The sequence below is a fragment of the Micromonospora sp. LHW51205 genome (assembly GCF_003315815.1).
In the GTDB taxonomy this organism is placed as follows: Bacteria; Actinomycetota; Actinomycetes; order Mycobacteriales; family Micromonosporaceae; genus Micromonospora; species Micromonospora chalcea.
Genome location: NZ_QMEZ01000004.1, coordinates 320,792 through 342,661 on the forward strand (window position 1 = coordinate 320,792; position 21,870 = coordinate 342,661).

The window sequence follows — 21,870 nt, forward strand, 5'->3', positions numbered from 1 at the left end:
CCGACCGGCCGTCGTGTGCGCGTGTCAGTCCGGGCGACGCCGCCCGGCGTACTCGATGTCCTCGGCCGGACCGGAGACGGACCGCGCGCCGCCGTCGGCGGCCGCGCCCTCGGCGGGCCCGCGCGGAGCCGGCACGGCCGGTGCGCGCGACGCCGCGCGGGCCCGGCGGGACGGGCCGAGCAGGCGCATCATCGGCACCTCCACCCAGCGGTGCAGCGCGGCGGCCAGCGCGAGCGTGAGCAGCAGGAAGCCGAGCACCGCCAGCGGCCCCCGCCAGCCGGGCAGGCCGGTCCCCCAGTCCCCGGTCAGCCGCAGCACGGTGACCATGACCAGCACGTGCACCAGGTAGAAGGCGAACGAGACCTCACCGAGCCAGATCATCGGCCGGGACCGCCAGGGGGTGGGCCGGCCGCGCACGTCGGCGTCCGCCGCCGCGGCGATGACCAGCAGGTACGCCACGGCGAGCAGCGCCGCCCAGAACTCGGCCGGGATCCACAGCGCGGCGACCACCCAGGTGGTGACGAACAGGCCGGTGGCGACCGCGAGGTTCGGTCCGCGCCAACGGTGGCGGCGCATCAGCTCGGCGGCGGCCACCCCCATCCAGAACTCCAGCGACCGGGTCACCGGGAAGATCTGGGTGAACCACCACCGCTGCTCCTCCGGCACGAGCTGCTGGCCCGGCCACAGCGCCAGGATGAGCAGCGGCGCCGCGACCAGCACGGTCCGGAGCACCCCGGTACGGGCCCGGCGCAGCCACGGCACCACCAGCGGCAGGCACAGGTAGAACGCCAGCTCGCAGGAGAGCGACCAGCTCACGTTGTTGACGCTGTAGAAGTAGCCGTTCAGCGGGATCCACGCCTGGACCAGGAAGAAGTTGCCGATCGCCGCCCACGGCAGGACCGGGTCGGCGAACCAGGCCGCGACCGCCAGCGCCGCCACGAACGTCACCACGTGGTTCGGGTAGATCTTGGCGAGCCGTCGGCGCAGGAACGTCCACGCCCGCTCCCCGTCCCGGTACGACCAGACCAGGACGAACCCGCTGAGGATGAAGAAGAACTCGACGCCGGACAGGCCGAGGCTGAACGCCTTGTCCACCACCGCCTTCAGGTGCGGCTCGGCGACGATCCCCATGGTCCCGGCGTGGAAACCGAAGACCAGCAGCGCGGCGATCCACCGCAATCCGGTCAGCGACGGCAGGCGCGGGGCACGGGTGACAGTCGGCGCGCTGGTCATTCCGGGCACCCTACCCCGGAGTACCGGGACGTTCCCGGCGAGCCGACGGCCGCCGGGTCACCCAGGGACGGCGGATAGGATTTCCGTTCCTGCACGCGCGGGCGACGCCCGCCGGCACGCCGTGCCGTACGGAAGGTGAGCGAACCGGATGCACCAGCGGATCCTGCTCCGCGCCCGCAAGGGCCCGTTCGACGTCCTCACGCCGGAGGAGACGTTCGCCGGCAACTGGATCGGGGACAACAGCGGAAACCTGGTCTTCAGCCACGCCGCGCACAAGCTGCTGGCCACCTCCACGGCGGAGATCACCGCGACCCGCACCCCGGCCGACCCGCGCCTCGCCGACGAGATCAACGAGCGGTACGACGTATTCGTCGTACCGCTGGCGAACGCCTTCCGTCGCAGCTTCGTGCACCGCCTCGCCCCGCTGACCCGGCTGATCGAACGGCTGAAGATCCCGGTGGTGGTGCTCGGTGTCGGCGTGCAGACGAACGTCGACGGCGACCGCGAGTACCTGCGGCCGATCGACGAGCCGGTGCGCGCGTTCTGCAAGGCAGTGCTGGACCGGTCGCACAGCATCGGCGTACGCGGCGAGGTGACCGCGAGCTACCTGAACACGCTGGGCTTCTCCGATGTGGAGCAGATCGGCTGCCCGTCGATGTTCCTGCACGGCGACACGTTCCAGCTGGCGAAGAAGCAGCCGGAGCTGACCGCCGAGTCGAAGGTGGCGCTCACCATCTCGCCGTACGTCCGCTCGATGGCCTCGGTGGTCCGCCACCACCACGAGCGCTACCCGAACCTGTGCTACGTGCCCCAGGACCTGCGGACGCTCGGCACCCTGCTCTACGGCGACGCGCCCGAGCACCGCGGCCAGAGCAGCGACATCCCGCTGCACACCTCGCACCCGCTGTTCGTCGAGGACAAGGTGCGCATGTTCGTCGACCCGTGGACCTGGATGGACCACCTCTCCGGGTACGACTTCGCGTTCGGCACCCGCATCCACGGCACCATCACCGCGCTCGTCGCCGGCACGCCCGGCTACCTGTTCGCGCACGACTCGCGCACGCTGGAACTGGCCCGCTACTTCGGCATCCCGCACCGGATCATGCGCGACGTGCCGGCCGACGTGGACGCCGCCGACCTCTACGCCGAGGCCGACTACACCGCGCTCACCGAGGGCCACAAGGCCCGCTTCGAGACCATCACCGCGTTCCTGCGCAAGCACGACCTCGGCATCTCGTTCGACGACGACGACAGCGCCGCCCGCTTCGACCAGCGGGTCCGCGAGACGGTGTTCCCGCCGGCCGTCCGGCCCGCTGCCGCCACCCCGCCGGCCGAGCTGCTGACCCGCATCGAGCGGCTGCGCGACGAGAACGCCAAGCTCACCGGGACCATCGACGCGCTGCGCTCGCAGCAGCTCCGGGAGCGGATCAAGCAGGCCGTCCCGGGCAAGGTCCGCCGGATGCTGCGGCGCTGATCGTCGTACGCCTGTTCTAAACAGGGTACGATCGGCGGCGTGCCCGACGTCGCGTACCAGCCCTCGATGCTCGACCTGGCCGAGCAGGGCCCGACCCTGGGCCCGCTCGCCGGGGCGGTGCGCCGCCACGAGCTGAGCCGGGGCGCCTGGGTCGACCACCTGCCCGGCTGGGTCCGGGGCTCCGACGCGGTGCTCGACACGCTGCGCCACGACGTGCCCTGGCGGGCCGAACGCCGCACCATGTACGACACCGCTGTCGACGTGCCCCGGCTGCTCTGCTGGTACGCCGCCGGCCGGCCGCTGCCGCACCCGGTGCTCACCGCGGCCCGCGACGCGCTCACCCGGCACTACGCGCCCGAGCTGGGCGAGCCGTTCGTCACCGCCGGCATGTGCCTCTACCGCGACGGGCGCGACAGCGTGGCCTGGCACGGCGACACGCTGGGCCGCTCCGCGCACACCGACACCATGGTGGCGATCGTCTCGTTCGGCTCCCCGCGCGCGCTGCTGCTCCGCCCTCGCGGCGGAGGCGGCGGCAGCCTGCGGTTCCCGCTCGGCCACGGCGACCTCGTGGTGATGGGCGGCTCCTGCCAGCGCACCTGGGAACACGCGGTACCGAAGACCACCCGCCCGGTCGGCCCCCGCGTCAGCGTCCAGTTCCGTCCCACCGGCGTCGCCTGAGCCCGGGGCGGGCCCACATCCGTGCTGGGCACGTGCTAGAAACAACTCCCAGGGTCGATCACGCCCCCGTCACCCGATGACGCGAAGGGCGACCGATGACCCAGTCCCCCACCTCCCGCCGGTCCCCGTGGACGCTGCACGGCGACGGCCGCCAGGTACGCCCCGGCGACGTGGTCGCGCCCGACGAACGGCTCTCCTGGCCGCGCACCGTCGGCGTGGGCGTGCAGCACGTGGTCGCCATGTTCGGCGCCACCTTCACCGTCCCGCTGATCACCGGCTTCCCGCCCGCCACCACGCTGCTCTTCTCCGGGCTCGGGACGCTGCTGTTCCTGCTGATCACCGGCAACCGGCTGCCCTCGTACCTCGGCTCGTCGTTCGCGTTCATCGCGCCGGTGCTCGCCGCGAAGACCGACGGCGGCATCAGCGCGGCCCTCGGCGGCATCGTCGTCGCGGGCGTCGCGCTCGCGCTCGTCGGCGTGGTGGTGCAGGTGGCCGGCTCCCGCTGGATCGACGCGCTGATGCCGCCCGTGGTCACCGGCGCGATCGTCATGCTGATCGGCCTCAACCTGGCGCCGGTGGCCTGGGACGGCGGCGGCGCCGGCACCGGCGTGAAGGCGCAGCCGCTGATCGCCGTGGTCACGCTCGTCGCGATCCTGCTCACCACTGTGCTGTTCCGCGGCTTCGTGGCGCGGCTGTCGATCCTCGTCGGCGTGGTGGTCGGCTGGGTGCTCGCCGCACTGACCGGCAACCTCGACCAGCAGGCCGTACGCGGGCTGCGGCAGGCCGCCTGGGTCGGCTTCCCCGAGTTCCACACGCCGAGCTTCGACGCGCGCGCCGTCGTGCTGGTCATCCCGGTGATCCTGGTGCTGATCGCGGAGAACGCCGGGCACGTCAAGGCGGTCGCCGCGATGACCGGCCGCAACCTCGACCGCGACATGGGCCGGGCGCTGCTCGGTGACGGCGTCGCCACGGTGCTGGCCGGCTCCGGGGGCGGTTCCGGCACCACCACGTACGCGGAGAACATCGGCGTGATGGCGGCGACCCGCGTCTACTCCACCGCCGCGTACTGGATCGCCGGCGGCACGGCGATCCTGCTCGGCCTGTGCCCGAAGTTCGGCGCGCTGATCCTCACCGTCCCGGCCGGCGTGCTCGGCGGCGCCACCACCGCGCTGTACGGCCTGATCGCCATCCTGGGCGCCCGGATCTGGATCGAGAGCCGGGTCGACTTCCACGACCCGATCAACCTGTTCACCGCGGCGGTGGCGGTGATCATCGGCGCCGCCAACTACACGCTGACCGCCGGTGACCTGTCGTTCAACGGCATCGCGCTGGGCACGGCGGCCGCCCTGATCATCTACCACGGGATGCGCCTGATCGCGCGGCTGCGCGGCACCACGCCCGAGTCCCGCCAGTCCCCCGACTCCGAACTCTGACCCCTCCCCTCTCCTCCCCTTCCGCCCGGCCCGGCCTCGTTGATCATGAAGTTAGCGGCGCAAATTGTCCGACTCACACCCGCCAACTTCATGATCAACGGACCATTTGGCGCGCGATTGGGGCCGGCCCACGCGAGCGGGACACCCAGAGGGCCCGAAGTGCAAGATCGCGCGGGTGCCCCAGCGGCCCGACGCCCTCGCAGCCAGGGCCAGCCAGCCCTCAACCACGTCGATCATGAGGTTAGCGGCGCTCGGTGTCCGTTTTGTCGCCGCCAACCTCATGATCGACCGTGCAGGGCCGAGGTCTTCCGCCAAAAACACCCGGAATGTGCCCCATTACCCTAGGGCAGCCCTGCCCCCGGAGTGCCCGGGCGCGTTGATCAAGGAATTTAGGGCCTGCAGAGAGCGCAAAAAGGCCGCCAACTCCTTGATCAACGCGCGATGGGGGTGCAGCCGGGCACACGAGCGCACGGATCCCGTCAGCAGCTCCGGGTGCCCGGTCCGCTGACGCGCTCACCTCGGTGATCAAGGAGTTTAGGGACTGCAGAGGACGCGAAGAGTCCGCAAACTCCTTGATCAACGCGTCGGGGCGGGAGGGGGCGGTCTCCCGCCGCCCTCCCCCAGCCGGCTCGTCAGTCGCGGTCGATGTGGTGACCCACCACCGTCGGGCCCAGCATCACGGCGAAACCGGAGCCGTCCCGGCGCGGGTCGGCAGGTGGCAGCTCCACCGGGTCGCCGGTGGCGGTCGCGCCCACCGGCCGCGGGCCGATCCAGGCCACCGACAGCTCCACCTCGCCCTTGAGGAACCGCTGCGCGCGCACGCCGCCGGTCGCCCTGCCCTTCGCCGGGTACGCCTTGAACGGCGTCACCTTCACCGTGGCGCCGGTCGACGTGACCACCATCGGCTCACCGTGCGCCGTGTCGTCGGTGCGGATCGCGCCGAAGAACACCGCCCGCGCCCCGGCGGGCAGGTTGATGCCGGCCATGCCGCCACCCTTGAGCCCCTGCGGGCGTACCACCGAGGCGGCGAAGCGCAGCAGCGACGCCTCCGAGGAGACGAACGCCAGTGTCTCGGCGCCGTCGGTCAGCCAGGTCGCGCCGATCACCTCGTCGCCGTCCCGCAACGAGATCACCTCGAACTCGTCGGAGCGGACCGGCCAGTCCGGCGCGCACACCTTGACCACGCCGGCCCGGGTGCCGAGCGCCAGCCCGGGTGAGCCCTGCGCGGACGACCCCAGCGGGGCCAGCCCGACGACCGTCTCGCCCGGCTCCAGCGGCACCAGTTCCGCAGCCGACATGCCGCCGCGCAGCGACACCGTGCCGGACTGCTCCGGCAGCACCGGCAACGGCAACACGTCGATCTTGAAGGCGCGCCCGGCGCTGGTCACCAGCAGCACCCGGCCCCGCGCGGTGGAGTGCACGATCGCGCGTACCGCGTCGTGCTTGACCCGGCCGCTGCGCCGGCGCGCCTCGGCGGCCTCCTCCGACTCGGCCGCGGTCCGCGCCACCAGCCCGGTGGCGGAGAGGATCACCTGGCACGGGTCGTCGGCCACCTCCAGCGGGCCGGCCGGCACCGAGGCGGCCAGCACCTCCTTGAGGTCGCCGTCGACGAGCGTGGTGCGCCGCGGCGCACCGAACTGCTTGACCACCGCGGCCAGCTCGTCGGAGACCACCTTCCGAAGCACCTTGTCATCGTCCAGGATCTTCGACAGCTCCGCGATCTCGCCGCGCAGCTTCTCCTGCTCGGCCTCCAGCTCCAGCCGGTCGTACTTGGTCAGGCGGCGCAGCGGAGTGTCCAGGATGTAGCTCGCCTGGATCTCGGAGAGCTTGAACTTCTGCATCAGGCCGTCCTTGGCGGCCTGGGCGTCCTCGCTGGCGCGGATCAGCTTGACCACCCGGTCGATGTCGAGCAGGGCGATCAGCAGGCCGTCGACCAGGTGCAGGCGCTCTTCCCGCTTGCGCTTGCGGTACGCGCTGCGCCGGGTCACCACCTCGTAGCGGTGCGCCAGGAACACGTCGAGCAGTTCCTTGAGCCCGAGGGTGCGCGGCTGCCCGTCCACGAGCACCAGGTTGTTCACGCCGAAGGACTGCTCCAGCGGGGTGAGCCGGTAGAGGTCGGCCAGCAGCGCCTGCGGGTTCACGCCGACCTTGCACTCCACCACCAGGCGGGTGCCGTTCTCCCGGTCGGTGAGGTCCTTGACGTCGGCGATGCCGGTCAGCCGCTTGGTCTTGTTCACCTCGTTGGTGATGGCCGCTATGACCTTCTCGGCACCGACGCCGTACGGCAGCTCGGTGACGGTGATGGCCTGCCGGCCGCGGCTGCCCTCCAGCGGGCCGATCTCCACCCGCCCGCGCATGCGCACCACGCCGCGCCCGGTCTCGTACGCGCGGCGCACCTCGTCCAGGCCGAGCAGCAGCCCGCCGGTGGGCAGGTCGGGGCCGGGCACGAACTCCATGAGCTTGTCGAGCGTGGCGTCCGGGTGGTTGATCAGCCAGCGGGCGGCCTGGACGACCTCGCCGAGGTTGTGCGGGATCATGTTGGTGGCCATGCCGACCGCGATGCCGGATGCGCCGTTGACGAGCAGGTTCGGGAACGCCGCCGGCAGCACCGTGGGCTGGGTCAGCGAGCCGTCGTAGTTCGGCTCGACGTCGACGGTGTCCTCACCCAGCTCGCCGGTGAGCAGCATCGCCTCCCGGGACATCCGGGCCTCGGTGTTGTGGTTGACGAAGCCACCGGCCAGGAAGGAGTGGTCGGCGGATTCCACTCGAACGGAATAGACCTCCGCCGGCTCGTCGGGCGAGACCGCGACGACCTTCTCGTACCGATAGCCCGCATCCATCACGGGCAGGATCGTGGCAAGGATCTCGGTGTCCTTGATGCGGTCGATGATGCGGAGTCGTTCGGTTTCCCACCGCTCGACACGATCGAAGTTGTGGCTGGTGAGCCACTTGCGTCCGCTGCCCCGACGATCGAAGTCGATGCTGCTGCGCACGTAGTCGGCCACAAAGGGGACGTGGTCCTGACTAAGCCGATGCGGGCGCAGCGGCGCATGCCGCAGCATCTTGGCCAGCACCGCCTGCTTGGTACGGAGGAAGCCGACACGAGTTGCGAAAGCCCTGATGTTTCGCGTCCCGGAAACCACCAGGCGGTGCTCCACCGAGCCACTGGGCCGGGTGTAGTGGCGTCGACAGGCGATCACGCCGAACTCCGCGAGCAGTTCCTGGACCTCCCGAGTCAGACGCTCGCTGTAGCTGGTGTACTGGATGGTGAAGCTGCTGTTGGCGACGCGGACTCCGCCGTCGCCTTCGAAGAGGGCCATCAGGAAGGCCCGCTTGATGCCCCACCCCCCTGCCCAGACGAACTCCGGCACGAACTTGTCCCTCGCCTGGTGACCGATCAGCTCGGCGAGTGGGCTCGCCCGGAAGGATTCCATCCCGCCGGCGACGTCCTGGACGTCAAGTTCGTGTATGCGGCGACGGTCTCGGCGCGTGTGCCGGTCGCTGACGTAGCGTCGTCCACCCACGACCTGGTCGTAGGCATGCAGGACCTCGCCGAAGAAATGCTCATCGGTATTGCTGAATCCTGCCCGCGACTCGCTCGCGAAGCCTTCAGAGACCCAGGCGCCACCGAGCACGCCGAGCATGTATTCGCGAGCGGCGGGGACGACCTGGTTCCATGCGTTCCGCGCGATACAGACCACCGAGCCCGGCGTCACCTCGTCGAGCCGACGCCACTGGAAGACAGGGACACCCATCGGAGCTTCGAGGCAGAGAACCAGATGATTCTCACTACCACGGAGGGAGAATCCGGTCTCAGTCGTGATCCGGAGCGTCGGGTGGACGCCCGAGTTGAAGACCTTGTTGACGCGAACCGCTTTGCCGTCCTTGTCGAGGACTTCGAAATCGGCCTCCGCCTCGCTGTTCGGCGGCAGGTCGACCACATCACCGATCCGTGGGCTGCTGCCATCGGCCAGGCGGATCCGGGTGTCACCCACGACGCAGTAGCGCGCCGCTGCCGGGCCGTCGTCCGGGCTGCCGAAGTTGCCGTGCCCGTCGATGAGCGGGACGTTGAGCGAGAAGTCCTGTGCCAGCCGCACCATCGCGTCGTAGATCGCGGTGTCGCCGTGCGGATGGTACTTTCCCATCACATCCCCGACAATTCGGGCACTCTTGACGTGGCCGCGGTCCGGCCGGTGTCCCTGCTCGTACATCGACCACAGGATCCGCCGGTGCACCGGCTTGAGCCCGTCGCGCGCGTCGGGCAGCGCGCGGGAGTGGATGACCGAGAACGCGTACTCCAGGTAGGAGTCCGAGACCTCGGTGACCAGCGGGTTGTCGAAGACGCGAGCGCCGGCCTGGTCGAAGGCGGCCAGATCCGCCTTCGCGCGGTCGTCCTTGCGGCGTGCCATGGTGCGGTTTCCTTCCGAGACGAACCCGTTGGTCAGGCGTCGATGGCGTCGCGGTCGACCCGGTCGGCGGAGTCGATCAGCCAGTTGCGGCGGGGCTCGACCTTCTCCCCCATGAGCAGTTCGAGGATCCGCTCGGCGGCGTCGACGTCGTCGAGCGTGATGCGGCGGACCGCCCGGGTGGCCGGGTTCATGGTGGTCTCCCACAGCTCGTCGGCGTCCATCTCACCGAGGCCCTTGAAGCGCGGGATCGGCGTGACGATCTGCTTGCCGGCCTTCTCCAGCTTGCGGACCGTCGCCTCCATCTCCGCCTGGGTGTAGGTGTAGACGGTCTGCGGGTTGCGCCCCTTCGTGGTGATCTTGTGCAGGGGCGGCATCGCCGCGTAGAGCCGCCCGGCCTCGATCAGCGGCCGCATGTAGCGGGCGAACAGCGTGATCAGCAGGGTACGGATGTGCGCGCCGTCGACGTCCGCGTCGGCCATGATGAGGACCCGGCCGTAGCGTAGGGAGGACAGGTCGAACGTGCGGCCGGAGCCGGCGCCGAGCACCTGCACGATCGCGGCGCACTCGGCGTTGTCCAGCACCTGCTGGAGGTTGGCCTTCTGCACGTTGAGGATCTTGCCGCGGATCGGCAGCAGCGCCTGGTATTCGGAGGACCGCGCGAGGCGCCCTGTCCCGAGGGCGCTGTCCCCCTCCACGATGAACAGTTCGCTTCTCTCGATGCCCGCGGCCCGGCAGTCGACGAGCTTGGCCGGCATGGCCGCGCCCTCCAGCGCGGTCTTGCGGCGGGCGGCGTCCTTCTGCTGCTTCTGGGTGAGCCGTACCCGGGCCGCGTCGACGATCTTCTGGAGCACCGTCCGGGCCTCGGCCTTGGTGCGCCGGTCGTCCAGCCAGCTCTTGAGGTGCGCCTCGATCAGGCCCTGGAGCACCTTGGTGATGCCGGCGGTGGACAGTTCGTCCTTGGTCTGCGAGGTGAACTGCGGCTCCGGGATGCGCACGTGCACCACGGCGGTCATGCCCTCCAGGACGTCGTCCAGGGTGGGCGCGTCCTCCTTGGGCTTGAGCAGGCCGCGGGCGTTGCGGGCGGCGTCGGCGAGGGTACGCGCCAGCGCCCGCTCGAAGCCCTTGCGGTGGGTGCCGCCGTGGGCGTTGCGGATGGTGTTGGTGAAGCACTCGACGGTGCGCTCGTAGCCGGTGCCCCAGCGGAACGCCACCTCGACCTCGGCGCGGCGCTGCACGTTGGACTGCATGACGCCGTTGGCGTCGGCGGCGTTCTCCCGGTAGGTGCCCTCGCCGGTGACCAGCAGCGTGCCGGAGACCGGCCGGTCGCCGGCCGGGGCGAGGTATTCCACCATGTCGGTCAGGCCGTTGGGGAAGTGGAAGCGTTCCTCGACCGGCTCCTCGCCGGTCTCGTCGCGCAGCCGGTAGGCCACGCCGGGGACGAGGAAGGCGGTGTTGCGCAGCTTGAGCCGGACCGCCTCGGTGTCGAGCGCGGCGCCGGTCTCGAAGTAGCGGGGGTCGTGCCACCAGCGGATCGAGGTGCCGGTGCGCTGGCCGCGCTTCATCGCGCCGACGATCTGCAGGCCGGGACCGGGGGTGAACGGCGCGTCGGGGCCGGCTCCGTCGAAGACGCCCGGCACGCCGTGGCGGAACGACATCGCGTGGATCTTGCCGCCGCGCCGGACGGTGACGTCGAAGCGGCGGGACAGGGCGTTGACCGCGGAGGCGCCGACGCCGTGCAGGCCGCCGGAGGTCTTGTAGCCGGAGCCACCGAACTTGCCGCCCGCGTGCAGGCGGGTGAGCACCAGCTCGACGCCGGAGATGCCGGACTTGGCGTGCACGTCGGTGGGGATGCCGCGGCCGTCGTCGTCGACCTGGACCGAGCCGTCGGCGTGCAGGATCACGTCGACAGTGGTGGCGTGACCCGCGACACCCTCGTCGGTCGAGTTGTCGAGGATCTCGTTGACGAGGTGACCCACGCCACGGCTGTCGGTCGAGCCGATGTACATGCCGGGGCGTTTGCGGACGGCGTCGAGGCCCTCCAGGTGCGTCAGGTCGTCGGCCCCGTAGAGGGTCTCAGGCTGTGCGGTCAACTGGTCGTACTCCCAGGTCTCGGCGGTGTGGTGCCGTTCACCGTGTGACTCCCCCACGATGATCGCCGGGCGCGGCGCGCCGGAGCGAGCCTAGCCGGATGCCCTGACAGGTCGGCGGTACCGGGGCGGTGCGTTGCGCGATCGGCCTCGCGGCCGGGTCCGCGCCGCCGCCGCGTACGGCGGTCCGGCGGGCGGACGGGGCGTCCAGGCGGCACAACGATCCGCACGCCCGATGTCTTCCCCGGCGACCCGTCGCAGGTGTCAGGGCATTGACGCCCGTCACACGCGCGTGATCTGATCGCCATCCCAAAGAATCTTTCACGTTTCGATGTCTGGGAGGTCGGGCATGTCCGTGTTCCGTCGTTCCGCGCTCGCGGCGGCGCTGGCGCTCGCCGCGGTGGCGTTACCCGCCGCCGCGGCGCCCGCCCAGCCGGCTGCCGCCGCGCTGCCCACCGCCGCGGTGGCGCTGGGAGACAGCTTCATCAGCGGCGAGGGCGCCGGGGCGTACGCGCCGGTGGTGGACGTCAACGGGGTGGCCCAGGGCTTCCCCGGCTGGTCCGCCGCCAACGCCAACGCCTACTTCTGCCACCGATCGCCGAACGCCTCGCTGTTCCAGGCGAACCTGCCCGGCATCTCCGCGCGGTTCAACCTGGCCTGCTCGGGCGGCCAGCCGTACGACATCGCGAACGCCTCGTCGACGCGGGCCAAGGGACGGCAGGTGGCCGCCCAGCTCGACCAGCTCCGGTCGGTGGCCCGGACCCACGACATCGACCTGGTGCTCGTCGGCCTCGGCTCGAACAACAGCTCGTTCACCTTCGGCAGCGTGGCGGAGAAGTGCGCCAACCGGTTCATCGCCGACGCCTGGACCGGCTGGTGGGAGTTCTGGGCGTACCTGGGCGGGCCGGTGGAGCAGAAGCCGTGCACCGACGCCGACCTGGGCACCGCCGCGCAGTTCGCCGCCGCCACCGCGGAGACCACCACGGCGCTGCGGCAACTGCTCACCACGCTGGACGAGATCGACGCCGACGGCCAGCACCGGGTGGTGTTCCAGGACTACACCAACCCGCTGCCGTTCGAGCTGGAGCAGAGCTACTGGACCGAGGACAGCCGGGACGACACCCGGGACAAGTTCCGCGCGCTGGGCGCCGAGCGGTACGCGGCCGGGTGCCCGATCCACCGGGCCAGCCTGGCGCCCGGGCACCGTTTCTCGCAGGGGCTCGGCACGCTGGTCAGCTCGGTACGTGGCACGCTCGCCAACGAGTTCCCGCAGGACGACCTGGTCTACCTGAACGTGCAGCGCGCGTTCGACGGGGCCCGGCTCTGCGAGTCGACCGGTAGCCCGGGCAACGCCCTGGCCACGCCGATCCGGCTGATGGACGGCCCGACCGGCACGTTCGTCACCAGTCTCTCCGGGTTCGACAAGCTCGACATCCAGCGGATCGCCAACGCCTGCGGCACGTACTTCCAGACCTGCCAGGAGTCGTGGCACCCGAACGCCGCCGGGCACAAGGTGCTCGGCCGGTGCCTGGCCGGGGCGGCGGCCACCGGCGCCCGTACCGTCTCCTGCGTCCGTGCCCCGGACGGCACGGTGAATGTGAGCTGAGCACGCCGGACCGGGCCGGGACGAACCGGCCCGGTCCGGCGTCAGGCCCGGATCGCGGCGCCGAGCACGTGCGGCGAGGCCGGGGCCGGCAGCCCGGTCGGCGGGAAGCGGAAGCGGTCCAGCGCGGTCACCTCGAAACCGGCGGCGCGGATCGCGGCCACCGTGTCCCGGGCGGTGTGGCAGCCGGCGCAGAACAGCGGCCAGAGCGTGGCGTCGGCCAGGCGCTGGGCCCGGCGCAGGCCGGGCGTGGCGGCCACCACGTGTTCGTAGAAGCACAGCTCGCCGCCGGGCCGCAGCACCCGCCGCGCCTCGCGCAGCGCGACCGCCTGGTCTGGCACCGAGCAGAGCACCAGCGACACCACCACCGCGTCGGCGGCGCCGTCGGCGACCGGCAGTTCCTCGGCCAGCCCGGCGGCGACGGTGACCGGGACCGGGGCGCCCGGCGCGGCGGCGTGGGCCAGCGCGCGCAGGTGGGGTTCCGGCTCGACGGCGAGCACGCCGGTCACGCTCGCCGGGTAGTGCGCGAGGTTGCGGCCGTTGCCGGCGCCGACCTCGACCACCCGGCCGCGCAGCCCGGCGACCAGGCGGGCCCGGTGCCCGGCCACGCCGGCCTGGTCCATGGCGACGCTGGCGCGGGCGAAGAGCCGGGCGAAGATCGGATGGGAGACGGCCATCAGCGACCGGCCGGTGGCGCGCCGAGGCTGAGCAGGAGCGGGCCGGCGGATCCGTCGACCAGGTCGCCGAGGCGTACGCCGTCGAGCACGGCGAGGAAGGCGGCCTGGGCGCGGCGCAGCTCGCCGCGCAGCCGGCACTCCGCGATGAGCGGGCAGACCGGCTGCGCGCAGTTGACCACCTCGCCGTCGCCCTCGAAGGCGCGGACCACCTGGCCGACGGTGAGGTCACCGGCGTGTTCGGCGAAGGCGACGCCGCCGGAGCGGCCTCTGATGGTGACCAGGACGCCGATGCGTTGCAGCCGCTGCACCACCTTGGCGACGTGGCTGCGGGGCAGCGCGAGCCGGGTGGCGAGTTCGTCGACTGTGGCCCGGACCGGGGACGCGGCGGTGAGCATGGCGATCCGCAGCGCCATGTCTGTCGACCGGTTGAGCCTCACGCACCGACCCTAGCCATTCGGTGCCCTCGGCGACACAGGCAGATTCACGGTGACCCATGCCACCGCCCTCCCGGGACCTTCGACCCTAAAAGAGGAATCCAGAAATCCTGTTTCGTGGGGATCGACCTGTTCGAGCCCCGGAAGGAGATTCGGTAGTGCTCACGGAATCCTCAGCAGCGATCGTGACCGCCACCCTGCCCGTCGTGCGGGCACACGGCGAGGCCATCACCGGCCGCTTCTACCAGCGGATGTTCGACGCCCACCCGGACCTGCTGGACCTGTTCAACCGGGGCAACCAGGCCACCGGCGCGCAGAAGGCCGCGCTCGCCTCGGCGGTGGTCGCGTACGCGGCGCACCTGACCGGCGACGGCGGCATGCCGTGGGGGCCGGTCCTGGACCGGATCGCGCACAAGCACGCCTCCCTCGGCATCACCGCCACCCAGTACCCGATCGTCGGCCGGCACCTGCTCGCCGCCGTCGCCGAGGTGCTCGGCGACGGCGTCACCCCGGAGGTGGCCGCCGCCTGGGACGAGGTCTACTGGCTGCTGGCCTGCGAGCTGATCGCCCGCGAGGCGCGGCTCTACGCGGGCGCCGGCGTACCGGAGGGCGGTCCGGTGTGGCGGGACTGGCGGGTCACCGGCCGGACCCGGGAGAGCGCCGACGTCGTCTCGCTCACCTTCGCGCCGGCCGGCGGCGGCGCCGCGCCCGGCTTCACCCCCGGCCGGTACGTCTCGGTCGCCGTCGACCTGGACGGCGGCCGGGGACAGCAGATCCGCCAGTACAGCCTCTCCGGCCGTCCCGGCGCCGACCAGTGGCGGATCACCGTGAAGCGGGTACGCGGCGAGGGCGGCGCGCCCGACGGGATGGTCTCCGGTCACCTGCACGACCGGGTGACGGTCGGCGACACGCTGCGACTGAGCCCGGCGTTCGGCGAGGTTGACGCGGCCGGCGGCGACGGGCCGCTGCTGCTGGTCAGCGCCGGGATCGGACTCACGCCGGCGATGGCGGCGCTGGCCCACCTGGCCGACCGGGATCCGGGACGCCGGGTGACGCTGGCGCACGCCGACCGCGCCGCCGAGGCGCACGCGCTGCGCCACGAACTGCCCGCGCTGCAGCAGCGGCTGCCGAACCTGGTCCTCCACCTCTGGTATCTGGACGCCGCCGGGGCCGACCTGCCCGGACTGAAGGCCGAGGTGTCCGCCGGACTGATCGACCCGGACCGGCTCGCGCTGCCCGCCGGGGTGACCGCGCACCTGTGCGGCCCGGTGGCGTTCATGAACCTGGTCCGGGCCAACCTGCTGCGCCGGGGCGTGCCGGGCGAGCGGATCGCCTACGAGGTGTTCGGCCCGGGGATGCTGCCGGGCTGACGCCCCGCGGCGAAACAGGACCTCCGTGGACCCGTTCTTCGGTACGGGGCACGCGTCGATGCCCTGGCCAGGGCCGCGAGCCTCCACAGCGGAGCGGGCGGCGCGCGGAGAAGTCGACGATCTCCTGGTTAGGGGCGCAGGCCGAGGGTACGGGTCTCTCCATGCGCGTCCCCGGTATCAACGCGATCTTCCGGCCCCCTCGGAAGCGGTGGACGCCGTCCCACCGGAAGCCGGGGCGCCGGCCACCCGCGTCGACACGCTCGTGGAGGCGGCGCGCCGGCTGACCGAGGGCGCCGACGCCGCGTACCGACTCGGCGCACGGGCACGCGAGGTGGCGAGGAATCGGTCCGGTCCGGACCGATTCCTCGCCGACTGGGACCGGATCCTGGAGGACGAGAACATGCGCATCGCGATGATTTCCCAGCACGCCAGCCCGCTCGCCGCGCCCGGCGCGGAGGACGCGGGCGGCCAGAACACGCATGTGGCTGAACTCGCGTCCGCGCTCACCGTCGCCGGCCACGACGTCCGCGTCTACACCCGTCGTGACTCCCCCGCGCTGCCCGAGGCGGTCGACGCGCCCGACGGCTATCAGGTGTGCCACGTGCCGGCCGGTCCCGCGCGGCGGGTGCCGAAGGCCGACCTGCTGCCGTACACGGGCGAGTTCGGGGGCCGGCTGGCCGACACCTGGCGGCGCGGCGGCTGGACCCCGGACGTGGCGCACGCGCACTTCTGGACGAGCGGGCTGGCCACCGTGCACGCGAGCCGTCGCACCGGCGTGCCGACCGTGTTGACGTACCACTCGCTCGGCACGGTCAAGCGTCGTCACCAGGGCGTGCCGGACACCGGTCCACCGGGGCGCGCCGGTTACGAGCGGGCGCTCGGCCGGGCCGTGGACCGGGTCGTCGTGCAGTGCTCCGACGAGGTCGCCGAACTGGTCCGGATGGGCGTACCCCGGTCCCGGATGGCCCTCGTGCCGTCCGGCGTCAACGAGGCGGTGTTCCGCCCGGACGGCCCGGTCGCGCCCCGCGACCCGGCCCGCCCGCGCATCCTCACCGTCGGGCGGATGGTCGAACGCAAGGGCTTCCTGGACGTGGTCCGGGCGCTACCAGCGGTGCCGGACGCGGAGTGCGTGGTGGTCGGCGGCCCGCCGGCCCACCTGCTGCCCGCCGACACGTTCGCCCGCCGGCTGTCCGCGCTCGCCGACTCGTGCGGCGTGGCCGACCGGGTACGGCTGCTCGGCGGCGTGCCGCGCGAGGAGATGGCCGCCTGGTACCGGTCGGCGGACGTGCTCGTGGCCGCACCCTGGTACGAGCCGTTCGGGCTCACCCCGCTGGAGGGCATGGCCTGCGGTGTGCCGGTGATCGGCACGAACGTGGGCGGCATCGCCGACAGCGTGGTGGACGGGCTCACCGGCGACCTGGTGCCGCCGCGTGACCCCCGCGCGCTGGGCACCGCGCTGCGGCGGCTGCTCGGCGACAACGTGCGCCGGTTCGCGTACGCCACCGCCGCGCTCGACCGCGTCCGCAGCCGGTACTCCTGGAGGCGCTGCGCGGAGCAGCTCGTCGCCGTCTACGGCGCGCTGACGACCGCGGCGCGGCCCGCACCGGCGGTGGCGTGAGGCGACCCCTTGCTACCCACCGGTAGGGTTCGGGCCGTACCCTGATCCGGGTGAGCGGGGACTACATCCAGGAGTTCGTGGACGTCGACGGCGCGCGCATCGGCGTGCAGGTCTACCCGGAGCCGGCCGGTCCGCCCGGCGCGCCGGTGGTGCTGATCTGGCCCGCGATGGGTGTGCGCGCCCGCTACTACCGGCCGTTCGCCGCCGCGCTGCGCGAGGCCGGGCTCGCGGTGATCGTGGCCGACCTGCGCGGCACCGGCGAGAGCACCCCCGCGCCGTCGCGCGCCTGCCGGTACGGCTACCAGGAGATGGCCGCCGACGTCGGCGCCGTGCTCGACGCGCTCAAGCCCCGGCTGGACGGCCGCACCCGGCTGCTGCTCGGGCACTCCCTGGGCGGTCAGGTGGCGGTGCTGCACCAGGCGCTGGACGACGACGACCGGGTGGACGGGCTGGCCCTGGTGGCGGTGGGGCTGCCGTGGTGGCGGACGTACCCGGGTCTGCGCGGGTGGGGCGTGCTGCCGTACACCCAGGGGATCGCCGCGACGGCGCGGCTGCTCGGCGTCTGGCCCGGCTGGGGTTTCGGCGGCCGGCAGGCCGCCGGCGTGATCCGGGACTGGGCGCACACCGCCCGCACCGGCCGGTTCCCGGCGCTGGACGGGGTGGACACGGAGGCCGCCGTGCGGCGGATCCGCACGCCGGTGCTCGCGGTCAGCGTCGACGACGACCAGTACACGCCGCACGAGACGCTCGACCACCTCTGCGGGAAGCTGGCCGGCGCGCCGGTGACGCGGCACCGCTACACGGTCGCCGAGGCGGGCGCGCCGCTCGACCACTTCACCTGGGTACGCGCGTCGGCGCCGCTGGCCGCCCGGATCGCCGCGTTCGCGGGCACGCTCCCCCGCCGCTGAGCCGAGCCGGCACGCTCCCCGCCGGTGAGCCACGCCCGGGCGTGAGTCGCCCGATCGTGGGTATGCCGCACCGCCCGAACACGGCGGAGGGGGATCTGATGTCAGAACGGCACACCACGCTGCGCTCGATGCACGACCTGGGCCTGGCGGCCTGGTTCGGCGGTTCCCTGATGGGGGCGCTGGGCGTGAACGGCGCGGCGGCGCGGATCAACGACACGACCGAACGGCTGCCGGTGGCCTCGGCCGGGTGGGCGCGGTGGACGCCGGTCAACGCGGCGGCGATCGGGGCGCACCTTGCCGGCGCGGTCGGTGAGCTGGTCACCGAGAGCCCGCGGATGGCCCGCCAGGCGGGCGTGGGGAAGATGAGCGCGGTGAAGACCGCGCTGACGGTCGGCGCGCTGGCGGTGACCGGTTACAGCCGGTTGGTCGGCAGGCGGCTGGAGCGGGCCGGCGGACCGCCGGTCGAGGGGACCACCGAGCCGAACCACCACACCCCGGCGAACGTCGGCGCCAGCCAGCGGCAGATGAAGCTGCTCCAGTGGGCGGTGCCGGCGATGACCGGCGCGCTGGTAGTGGTGTCGGCGTACATGGGTGAGCAGCAGAAGCCGGGGCAGGTGTTCCGGGGCATGCTGGACCGCGCGGGCGGGCTGATGGCCGCGCCGAAGAACATCGGCAAGGTCGCCGCCGTGGGCGCGGCCGGCCGTCACCTGGTCGGGGCGACCCGCTGACCACCGCGCGGCCGACGACCCACATCGGGGTGGGTCGCCGGCCGCGCGGTGCACCGGGACCGGACCGGCCACGCCGGTGGCCAGCAGCCAAGGTGAGGTGACCATGACCAGCAGGGACCGCCCGGGTACGGGCGACGGGCGCGGGCCGGAGTCGGCCGCGCCGTGGGGCAGCACCGGCGGCTTCGACGCCGACCCGCCGTGGGGCGCGGGCGACGACGACCCGATGGACGAGGGCAGCGAGGAGACGGCGGTGCCCGAGGGACGGCTCGGTGAACGCCGGGCGGCCGGCGCAGGACCGGGCGGCCCGAAGACGGGCCGGCACGGGTTCGGGACCGTCGAACCCACCCGGACGCCGGAGGCCGGGCCGGGCGCGCCGCCGGACCCGGCCCCGTCGGCGCGGACGTTCCCGGACGACCGCGCGGACGGCGACCTCGGCGACAACGCGCTGGAGGAGGCGACCGGGATGCGTCCGGAGACGCGTCAGTGAGAGCTCAGGAGCCGGTGCCGTCCTCGTCCGGGCTGCCGAGCGCGGACGGCTCGTTGTCCGGCACCGGTGACTCGGCCACCGGGTGCCCGGTGTCGTCGACCAGGCTCGGCGCCATGCTGCCGCCGTGCGCCTCCTCGGCCTCCCGGGTCGCCCGCGGGTCCCGCTCGTCCTCGTCGCGCCGCTGCTCCACCGATCCCCCTTCGCGGTCGTCCACGAACCCGGCGGTACCCGGGAGGAAGCCGGGAAAACCTCAGGCGCGCGCGGCGGCCGGGGCGACGCCGAGCAGGTCGGCCAGGCTCGCGGCGTCGCGCTGGGCCTGGTCGCCGCAGCAGTTGTTCATCAGCACGTGCAGTTCGGCGCACTGGTCGGCCAGCTCGCGCAGCAGCACCGACCAGTGCCGCAGCTCCCGCTCGCCGTAGGCGTAGCGGAACCGCTCCTGCTTGTCGCCGCTCTCCCAGGCCGTGCTGTGCCCGTGGAACCGGATCACGGCCAGATCGGTGGTGGCGACCAGGACCGGCGGCACCGAGGAGACGTGCCCCTGCGGCATGTCCACGCAGGCGTACCCGAGGTCGTGCTCGCGCAGGAACGTCACCGTCTCGGCCATCGCGTCCCCGTCGAACCAGGAGGAGTGCCGCAGCTCGACGGTGACCGGCCAGGGGCGGCAGCGGCGTGCCGCGTCCAGGATCCGCCGCCGGGCCGCGTCGCCGCGGGCCAGCCACGGCGGGAACTGCAACAGCACGGCGCCGAGCCGGTCGGCCGCCGCGAGCGGCGCCAGCGCCGCGTGGAACCGGACCCACAACTCGTCGTACGCCCCGGCGGGCAGGTCGCGCCAGCGGATCCGGTTCGGGCCGCCGGCCGGGCGCAGATCCTTCGGCAGCGCGTCGATCGGGGTGTGGTGGCCGGTGAACAGGCGGAACGCCTTGACGTCGAAGGTGAATCCGTCCGGCGTCGCGGCCGCCCAGCCCGCCGTCGTCTCCGGCGCTGGCACCGCGTAGTACGACGTGTCCACCTCGACCAGTCCGAAGCGCTCGGCGTAGAAACCCAGCCGGCCGGCGGGCGTGTTGACGCCGCGCGGATACCACCCGGAGCGGACCAGCATCTGGTCGGCCCAGGAGGACGTGCCCACCTTGATGACACCCATGTAATTCAGTTCACCGCGACCGCCGGACATCGGCAACCGGAGATGCCGTGCGGGCCGTGACCGGCACCGGGGTGACCGGCCTCACCGGCGTTCCGCCGCGCCGAAGTGTGACGCGGGGCCGGGTGGCGGCGCTGAGGGTCACGAGATGGACGCATCCGGCCTGGACCAGGAAACCGTCGAGCGGCTGCTCGCCGGCCGCCCCGGCGACACGCCGTCCGCTCCGCCGGGGCTGGTGGCTGTACTGGCCGCGGTCCGGACCGCGCCCGGCACGGGCGAACTCGACGGGGAGGCGGCAGCCGTCGCGGGGTTCCGGGAGGCCCGGCGGGCACGCCGTCGCCGCCGCGTCCGCTTCGGCGTCCGGGTGGCCGTGTCCGCGCTCGCCGCGTCCCTCACCGGCGGCGTCGCGCTCGCCGCGACCGGGAACCTGCCGCACGTCGCGCGCCCGGCGGCGACGCCGGTCGGCGCCGCGCCGCCCGTGCCGTCGGCCCGCCCCGCCCTGCCGGCCCTCTCACCGGCTACCCGGGCGGCGCAGCAGTCCGCGCCGCCCGGACTCTGCGTCGCGTACCGGGCCCTCGCCGAAGCGGACCGGAGGCGCGCTCTGGCCACCCCCGCGTTCAGCGACCTCGTCGCCGCGGCCGGGGGCCACGAGCGCGTGCCGGACTACTGCGCCGCGCTGCTGGGCGACGACGACCCGCCGGGGAAGGCCGACGGCGGGCGGGGCGGCGGCAGATCCGCTCATCCGGTCCAGCCGTCGGTCGGGCCGCCGGGGGCGGACGTCCTCCCGCCGGGGCAGGCGAAGCGGCCCGATGGCACCCCGCCCGGGCGGCGTACCGGCTGACGACCGGCTGGTAACTTGTGCCTCCGTGACCCCCCGGCGTCGCCGACCGGCGATCCTTCTCCGCCTCGCAGTGGTGCTCGCCGTGCTGGCCGGCATCGTGCTCACCGCGCTCGGCCCGGCCACGCTGACCGGCCTGCTGCCGTACTTCACCATCCAGAGCAACGTGGCTGTCGGCGTCCTCGCCGGCTACGCCGCCTGGTGCGCGCTGCGCGGCCGGCCGGAGCCGCCGAGCGTCCTCAAGGGAGCGGTGACCCTCTACATCACCATCACCGGCACGGTCTACCACCTGGTGCTGGCCAACCCGGCCAGCCCGTTCGCCATGGCGCAGCCGGACCGGCAACCGGGCGAGTGGTGGGGCAACCAGTTCCTGCACACGGTGGTGCCGCTGCTGGCGATCGCCGACTGGGCGCTGTTCGACAGACGTGGCCGGTTGCGCCCGCGCTACGCCGCCTGGTGGCTGGCGTTCCCGCTGGCGTATCTCGGGTTCGCGCTGGTACGCGGTCTGGTGGTGGACCGTTACCCGTACCCGTTCCTGGACGCGGGCCAACTCGGCTACGACGGCGTGACGGTGAGCGCGATCGGGTTCGCCCTCGCGTTCTGGCTGCTGGGACTGCTGTTCGTGGGCGTGGACCGGCTGCTCGCCCGGGCCGGGACGGCGCAGTCCCCGCCGTCCGCGCCCGCGTCGGCCGACCCGCCGGCGCCGGTCCGGCCCGCCTCGCGGGAACCCACCGGCTCGGGCTGACGGACGCCGG

General features: G+C 73.0%; 17 protein-coding genes and 3 pseudogenes. 11 read left to right on the top strand and 9 right to left on the bottom strand.

The window, feature by feature from the left end; translation table 11 throughout:
* Positions 1-24: 24 nt before the first annotated feature.
* On the bottom strand, positions 25-1,233 hold the full coding sequence (locus tag DQE82_RS17455; RefSeq protein ID WP_113973220.1) for an acyltransferase: 1,209 nt from the start codon (positions 1,231-1,233) through the stop codon (positions 25-27).
* A 148-nt stretch (positions 1,234-1,381) separates the two neighbouring features.
* Here DQE82_RS17455 and DQE82_RS17460 point away from each other — a divergent pair, with 148 nt between their 5' ends.
* The 3 genes from DQE82_RS17460 to DQE82_RS17470 all read left to right on the top strand — a co-directional run bounded on the left by DQE82_RS17460 (position 1,382) and on the right by DQE82_RS17470 (position 4,818).
* Complete coding sequence (locus tag DQE82_RS17460; RefSeq protein WP_113973221.1) at positions 1,382-2,707, top strand: polysaccharide pyruvyl transferase family protein; 1,326 nt, start codon at positions 1,382-1,384, stop codon at positions 2,705-2,707.
* Positions 2,708-2,773: 66 nt separating this feature from the next.
* Entirely contained in the window at positions 2,774-3,385 is a 612-nt protein-coding gene (locus tag DQE82_RS17465) for an alpha-ketoglutarate-dependent dioxygenase AlkB (RefSeq protein ID WP_064447542.1), read from the top strand.
* A 95-nt stretch (positions 3,386-3,480) separates the two neighbouring features.
* Complete coding sequence (locus DQE82_RS17470) at positions 3,481-4,818, top strand: uracil-xanthine permease family protein (RefSeq protein ID WP_113973222.1); 1,338 nt, start codon at positions 3,481-3,483, stop codon at positions 4,816-4,818.
* 632 nt (positions 4,819-5,450) lie between these two features.
* Here DQE82_RS17470 and DQE82_RS31460 read toward each other — a convergent pair.
* The 4 genes and pseudogenes from DQE82_RS31460 to DQE82_RS17480 form a co-directional block, all read right to left on the bottom strand.
* Positions 5,451-7,532: pseudogene (locus tag DQE82_RS31460) on the bottom strand (DNA gyrase subunit A); the annotation flags it as partial.
* Between the two features lie 393 nt (positions 7,533-7,925).
* Positions 7,926-8,573, bottom strand: a pseudogene (locus DQE82_RS31465) (LAGLIDADG family homing endonuclease); the annotation flags it as partial.
* 27 nt (positions 8,574-8,600) lie between these two features.
* Positions 8,601-9,227: pseudogene (locus DQE82_RS31470) on the bottom strand (DNA gyrase subunit A); the annotation flags it as partial.
* A gap of 32 nt (positions 9,228-9,259) precedes the next feature.
* The gene (locus DQE82_RS17480; RefSeq protein ID WP_199496020.1) at positions 9,260-11,374 is read right to left on the bottom strand and encodes a type IIA DNA topoisomerase subunit B; all 2,115 of its coding nucleotides are present in this window, start codon (positions 11,372-11,374) and stop codon (positions 9,260-9,262) included.
* 289 nt (positions 11,375-11,663) lie between these two features.
* Between DQE82_RS17480 and DQE82_RS17485 the strand changes: the two genes are divergently transcribed.
* Positions 11,664-12,920, top strand: coding sequence for a hypothetical protein (locus tag DQE82_RS17485; protein ID WP_043325125.1), 1,257 nt, complete (start codon positions 11,664-11,666; stop codon positions 12,918-12,920).
* Between the two features lie 41 nt (positions 12,921-12,961).
* Here DQE82_RS17485 and DQE82_RS17490 read toward each other — a convergent pair whose 3' ends face one another.
* The gene (locus tag DQE82_RS17490) at positions 12,962-13,594 is read right to left on the bottom strand and encodes a class I SAM-dependent methyltransferase (protein WP_113973224.1); all 633 of its coding nucleotides are present in this window, start codon (positions 13,592-13,594) and stop codon (positions 12,962-12,964) included.
* Positions 13,594-14,031 carry an Rrf2 family transcriptional regulator gene (locus DQE82_RS17495; RefSeq protein WP_064447467.1) on the bottom strand — a complete coding sequence of 146 codons (438 nt, stop codon included), beginning with the start codon at positions 14,029-14,031 and terminating at the stop codon, positions 13,594-13,596. The genes DQE82_RS17490 and DQE82_RS17495 overlap by 1 nt, the downstream gene beginning before the upstream one ends.
* Before the next feature lie 155 nt (positions 14,032-14,186).
* On the opposite strand from DQE82_RS17495, the gene DQE82_RS17500 reads away from it, so the two are divergent.
* The 5 genes from DQE82_RS17500 to DQE82_RS17520 all read left to right on the top strand — a co-directional run bounded on the left by DQE82_RS17500 (position 14,187) and on the right by DQE82_RS17520 (position 19,139).
* The gene (locus tag DQE82_RS17500) at positions 14,187-15,398 is read left to right on the top strand and encodes a globin domain-containing protein (RefSeq protein ID WP_113973225.1); all 1,212 of its coding nucleotides are present in this window, start codon (positions 14,187-14,189) and stop codon (positions 15,396-15,398) included.
* 400 nt (positions 15,399-15,798) lie between these two features.
* Positions 15,799-17,016, top strand: coding sequence for a glycosyltransferase (locus tag DQE82_RS17505; RefSeq protein ID WP_113973412.1), 1,218 nt, complete (start codon positions 15,799-15,801; stop codon positions 17,014-17,016).
* Between the two features lie 50 nt (positions 17,017-17,066).
* Entirely contained in the window at positions 17,067-17,924 is an 858-nt protein-coding gene (locus DQE82_RS17510; RefSeq protein WP_113973226.1) for an alpha/beta fold hydrolase, read from the top strand.
* 98 nt (positions 17,925-18,022) lie between these two features.
* Positions 18,023-18,652, top strand: a complete 630-nt coding sequence (locus tag DQE82_RS17515; RefSeq protein WP_113973413.1) for a hypothetical protein — start codon at positions 18,023-18,025, stop codon at positions 18,650-18,652.
* Positions 18,653-18,755: 103 nt separating this feature from the next.
* Entirely contained in the window at positions 18,756-19,139 is a 384-nt protein-coding gene (locus DQE82_RS17520; protein ID WP_113973414.1) for a hypothetical protein, read from the top strand.
* 4 nt (positions 19,140-19,143) lie between these two features.
* On the opposite strand, the gene DQE82_RS17525 is transcribed toward DQE82_RS17520, so the two are convergent.
* A complete protein-coding gene (locus DQE82_RS17525; protein ID WP_113973227.1) occupies positions 19,144-19,353 on the bottom strand; it encodes a GTPase activator in 210 nt (69 codons plus the stop codon).
* Between the two features lie 36 nt (positions 19,354-19,389).
* Positions 19,390-20,280, bottom strand: coding sequence for a DUF72 domain-containing protein (locus tag DQE82_RS17530; protein ID WP_113973228.1), 891 nt, complete (start codon positions 20,278-20,280; stop codon positions 19,390-19,392).
* 145 nt (positions 20,281-20,425) lie between these two features.
* Between DQE82_RS17530 and DQE82_RS17535 the strand changes: the two genes are divergently transcribed.
* Complete coding sequence (locus DQE82_RS17535) at positions 20,426-21,118, top strand: hypothetical protein (protein ID WP_113973229.1); 693 nt, start codon at positions 20,426-20,428, stop codon at positions 21,116-21,118.
* Positions 21,119-21,143: 25 nt separating this feature from the next.
* Positions 21,144-21,860 carry a Pr6Pr family membrane protein gene (locus DQE82_RS17540; RefSeq protein ID WP_043325131.1) on the top strand — a complete coding sequence of 239 codons (717 nt, stop codon included), beginning with the start codon at positions 21,144-21,146 and terminating at the stop codon, positions 21,858-21,860.
* Positions 21,861-21,870 lie beyond the last annotated feature (10 nt).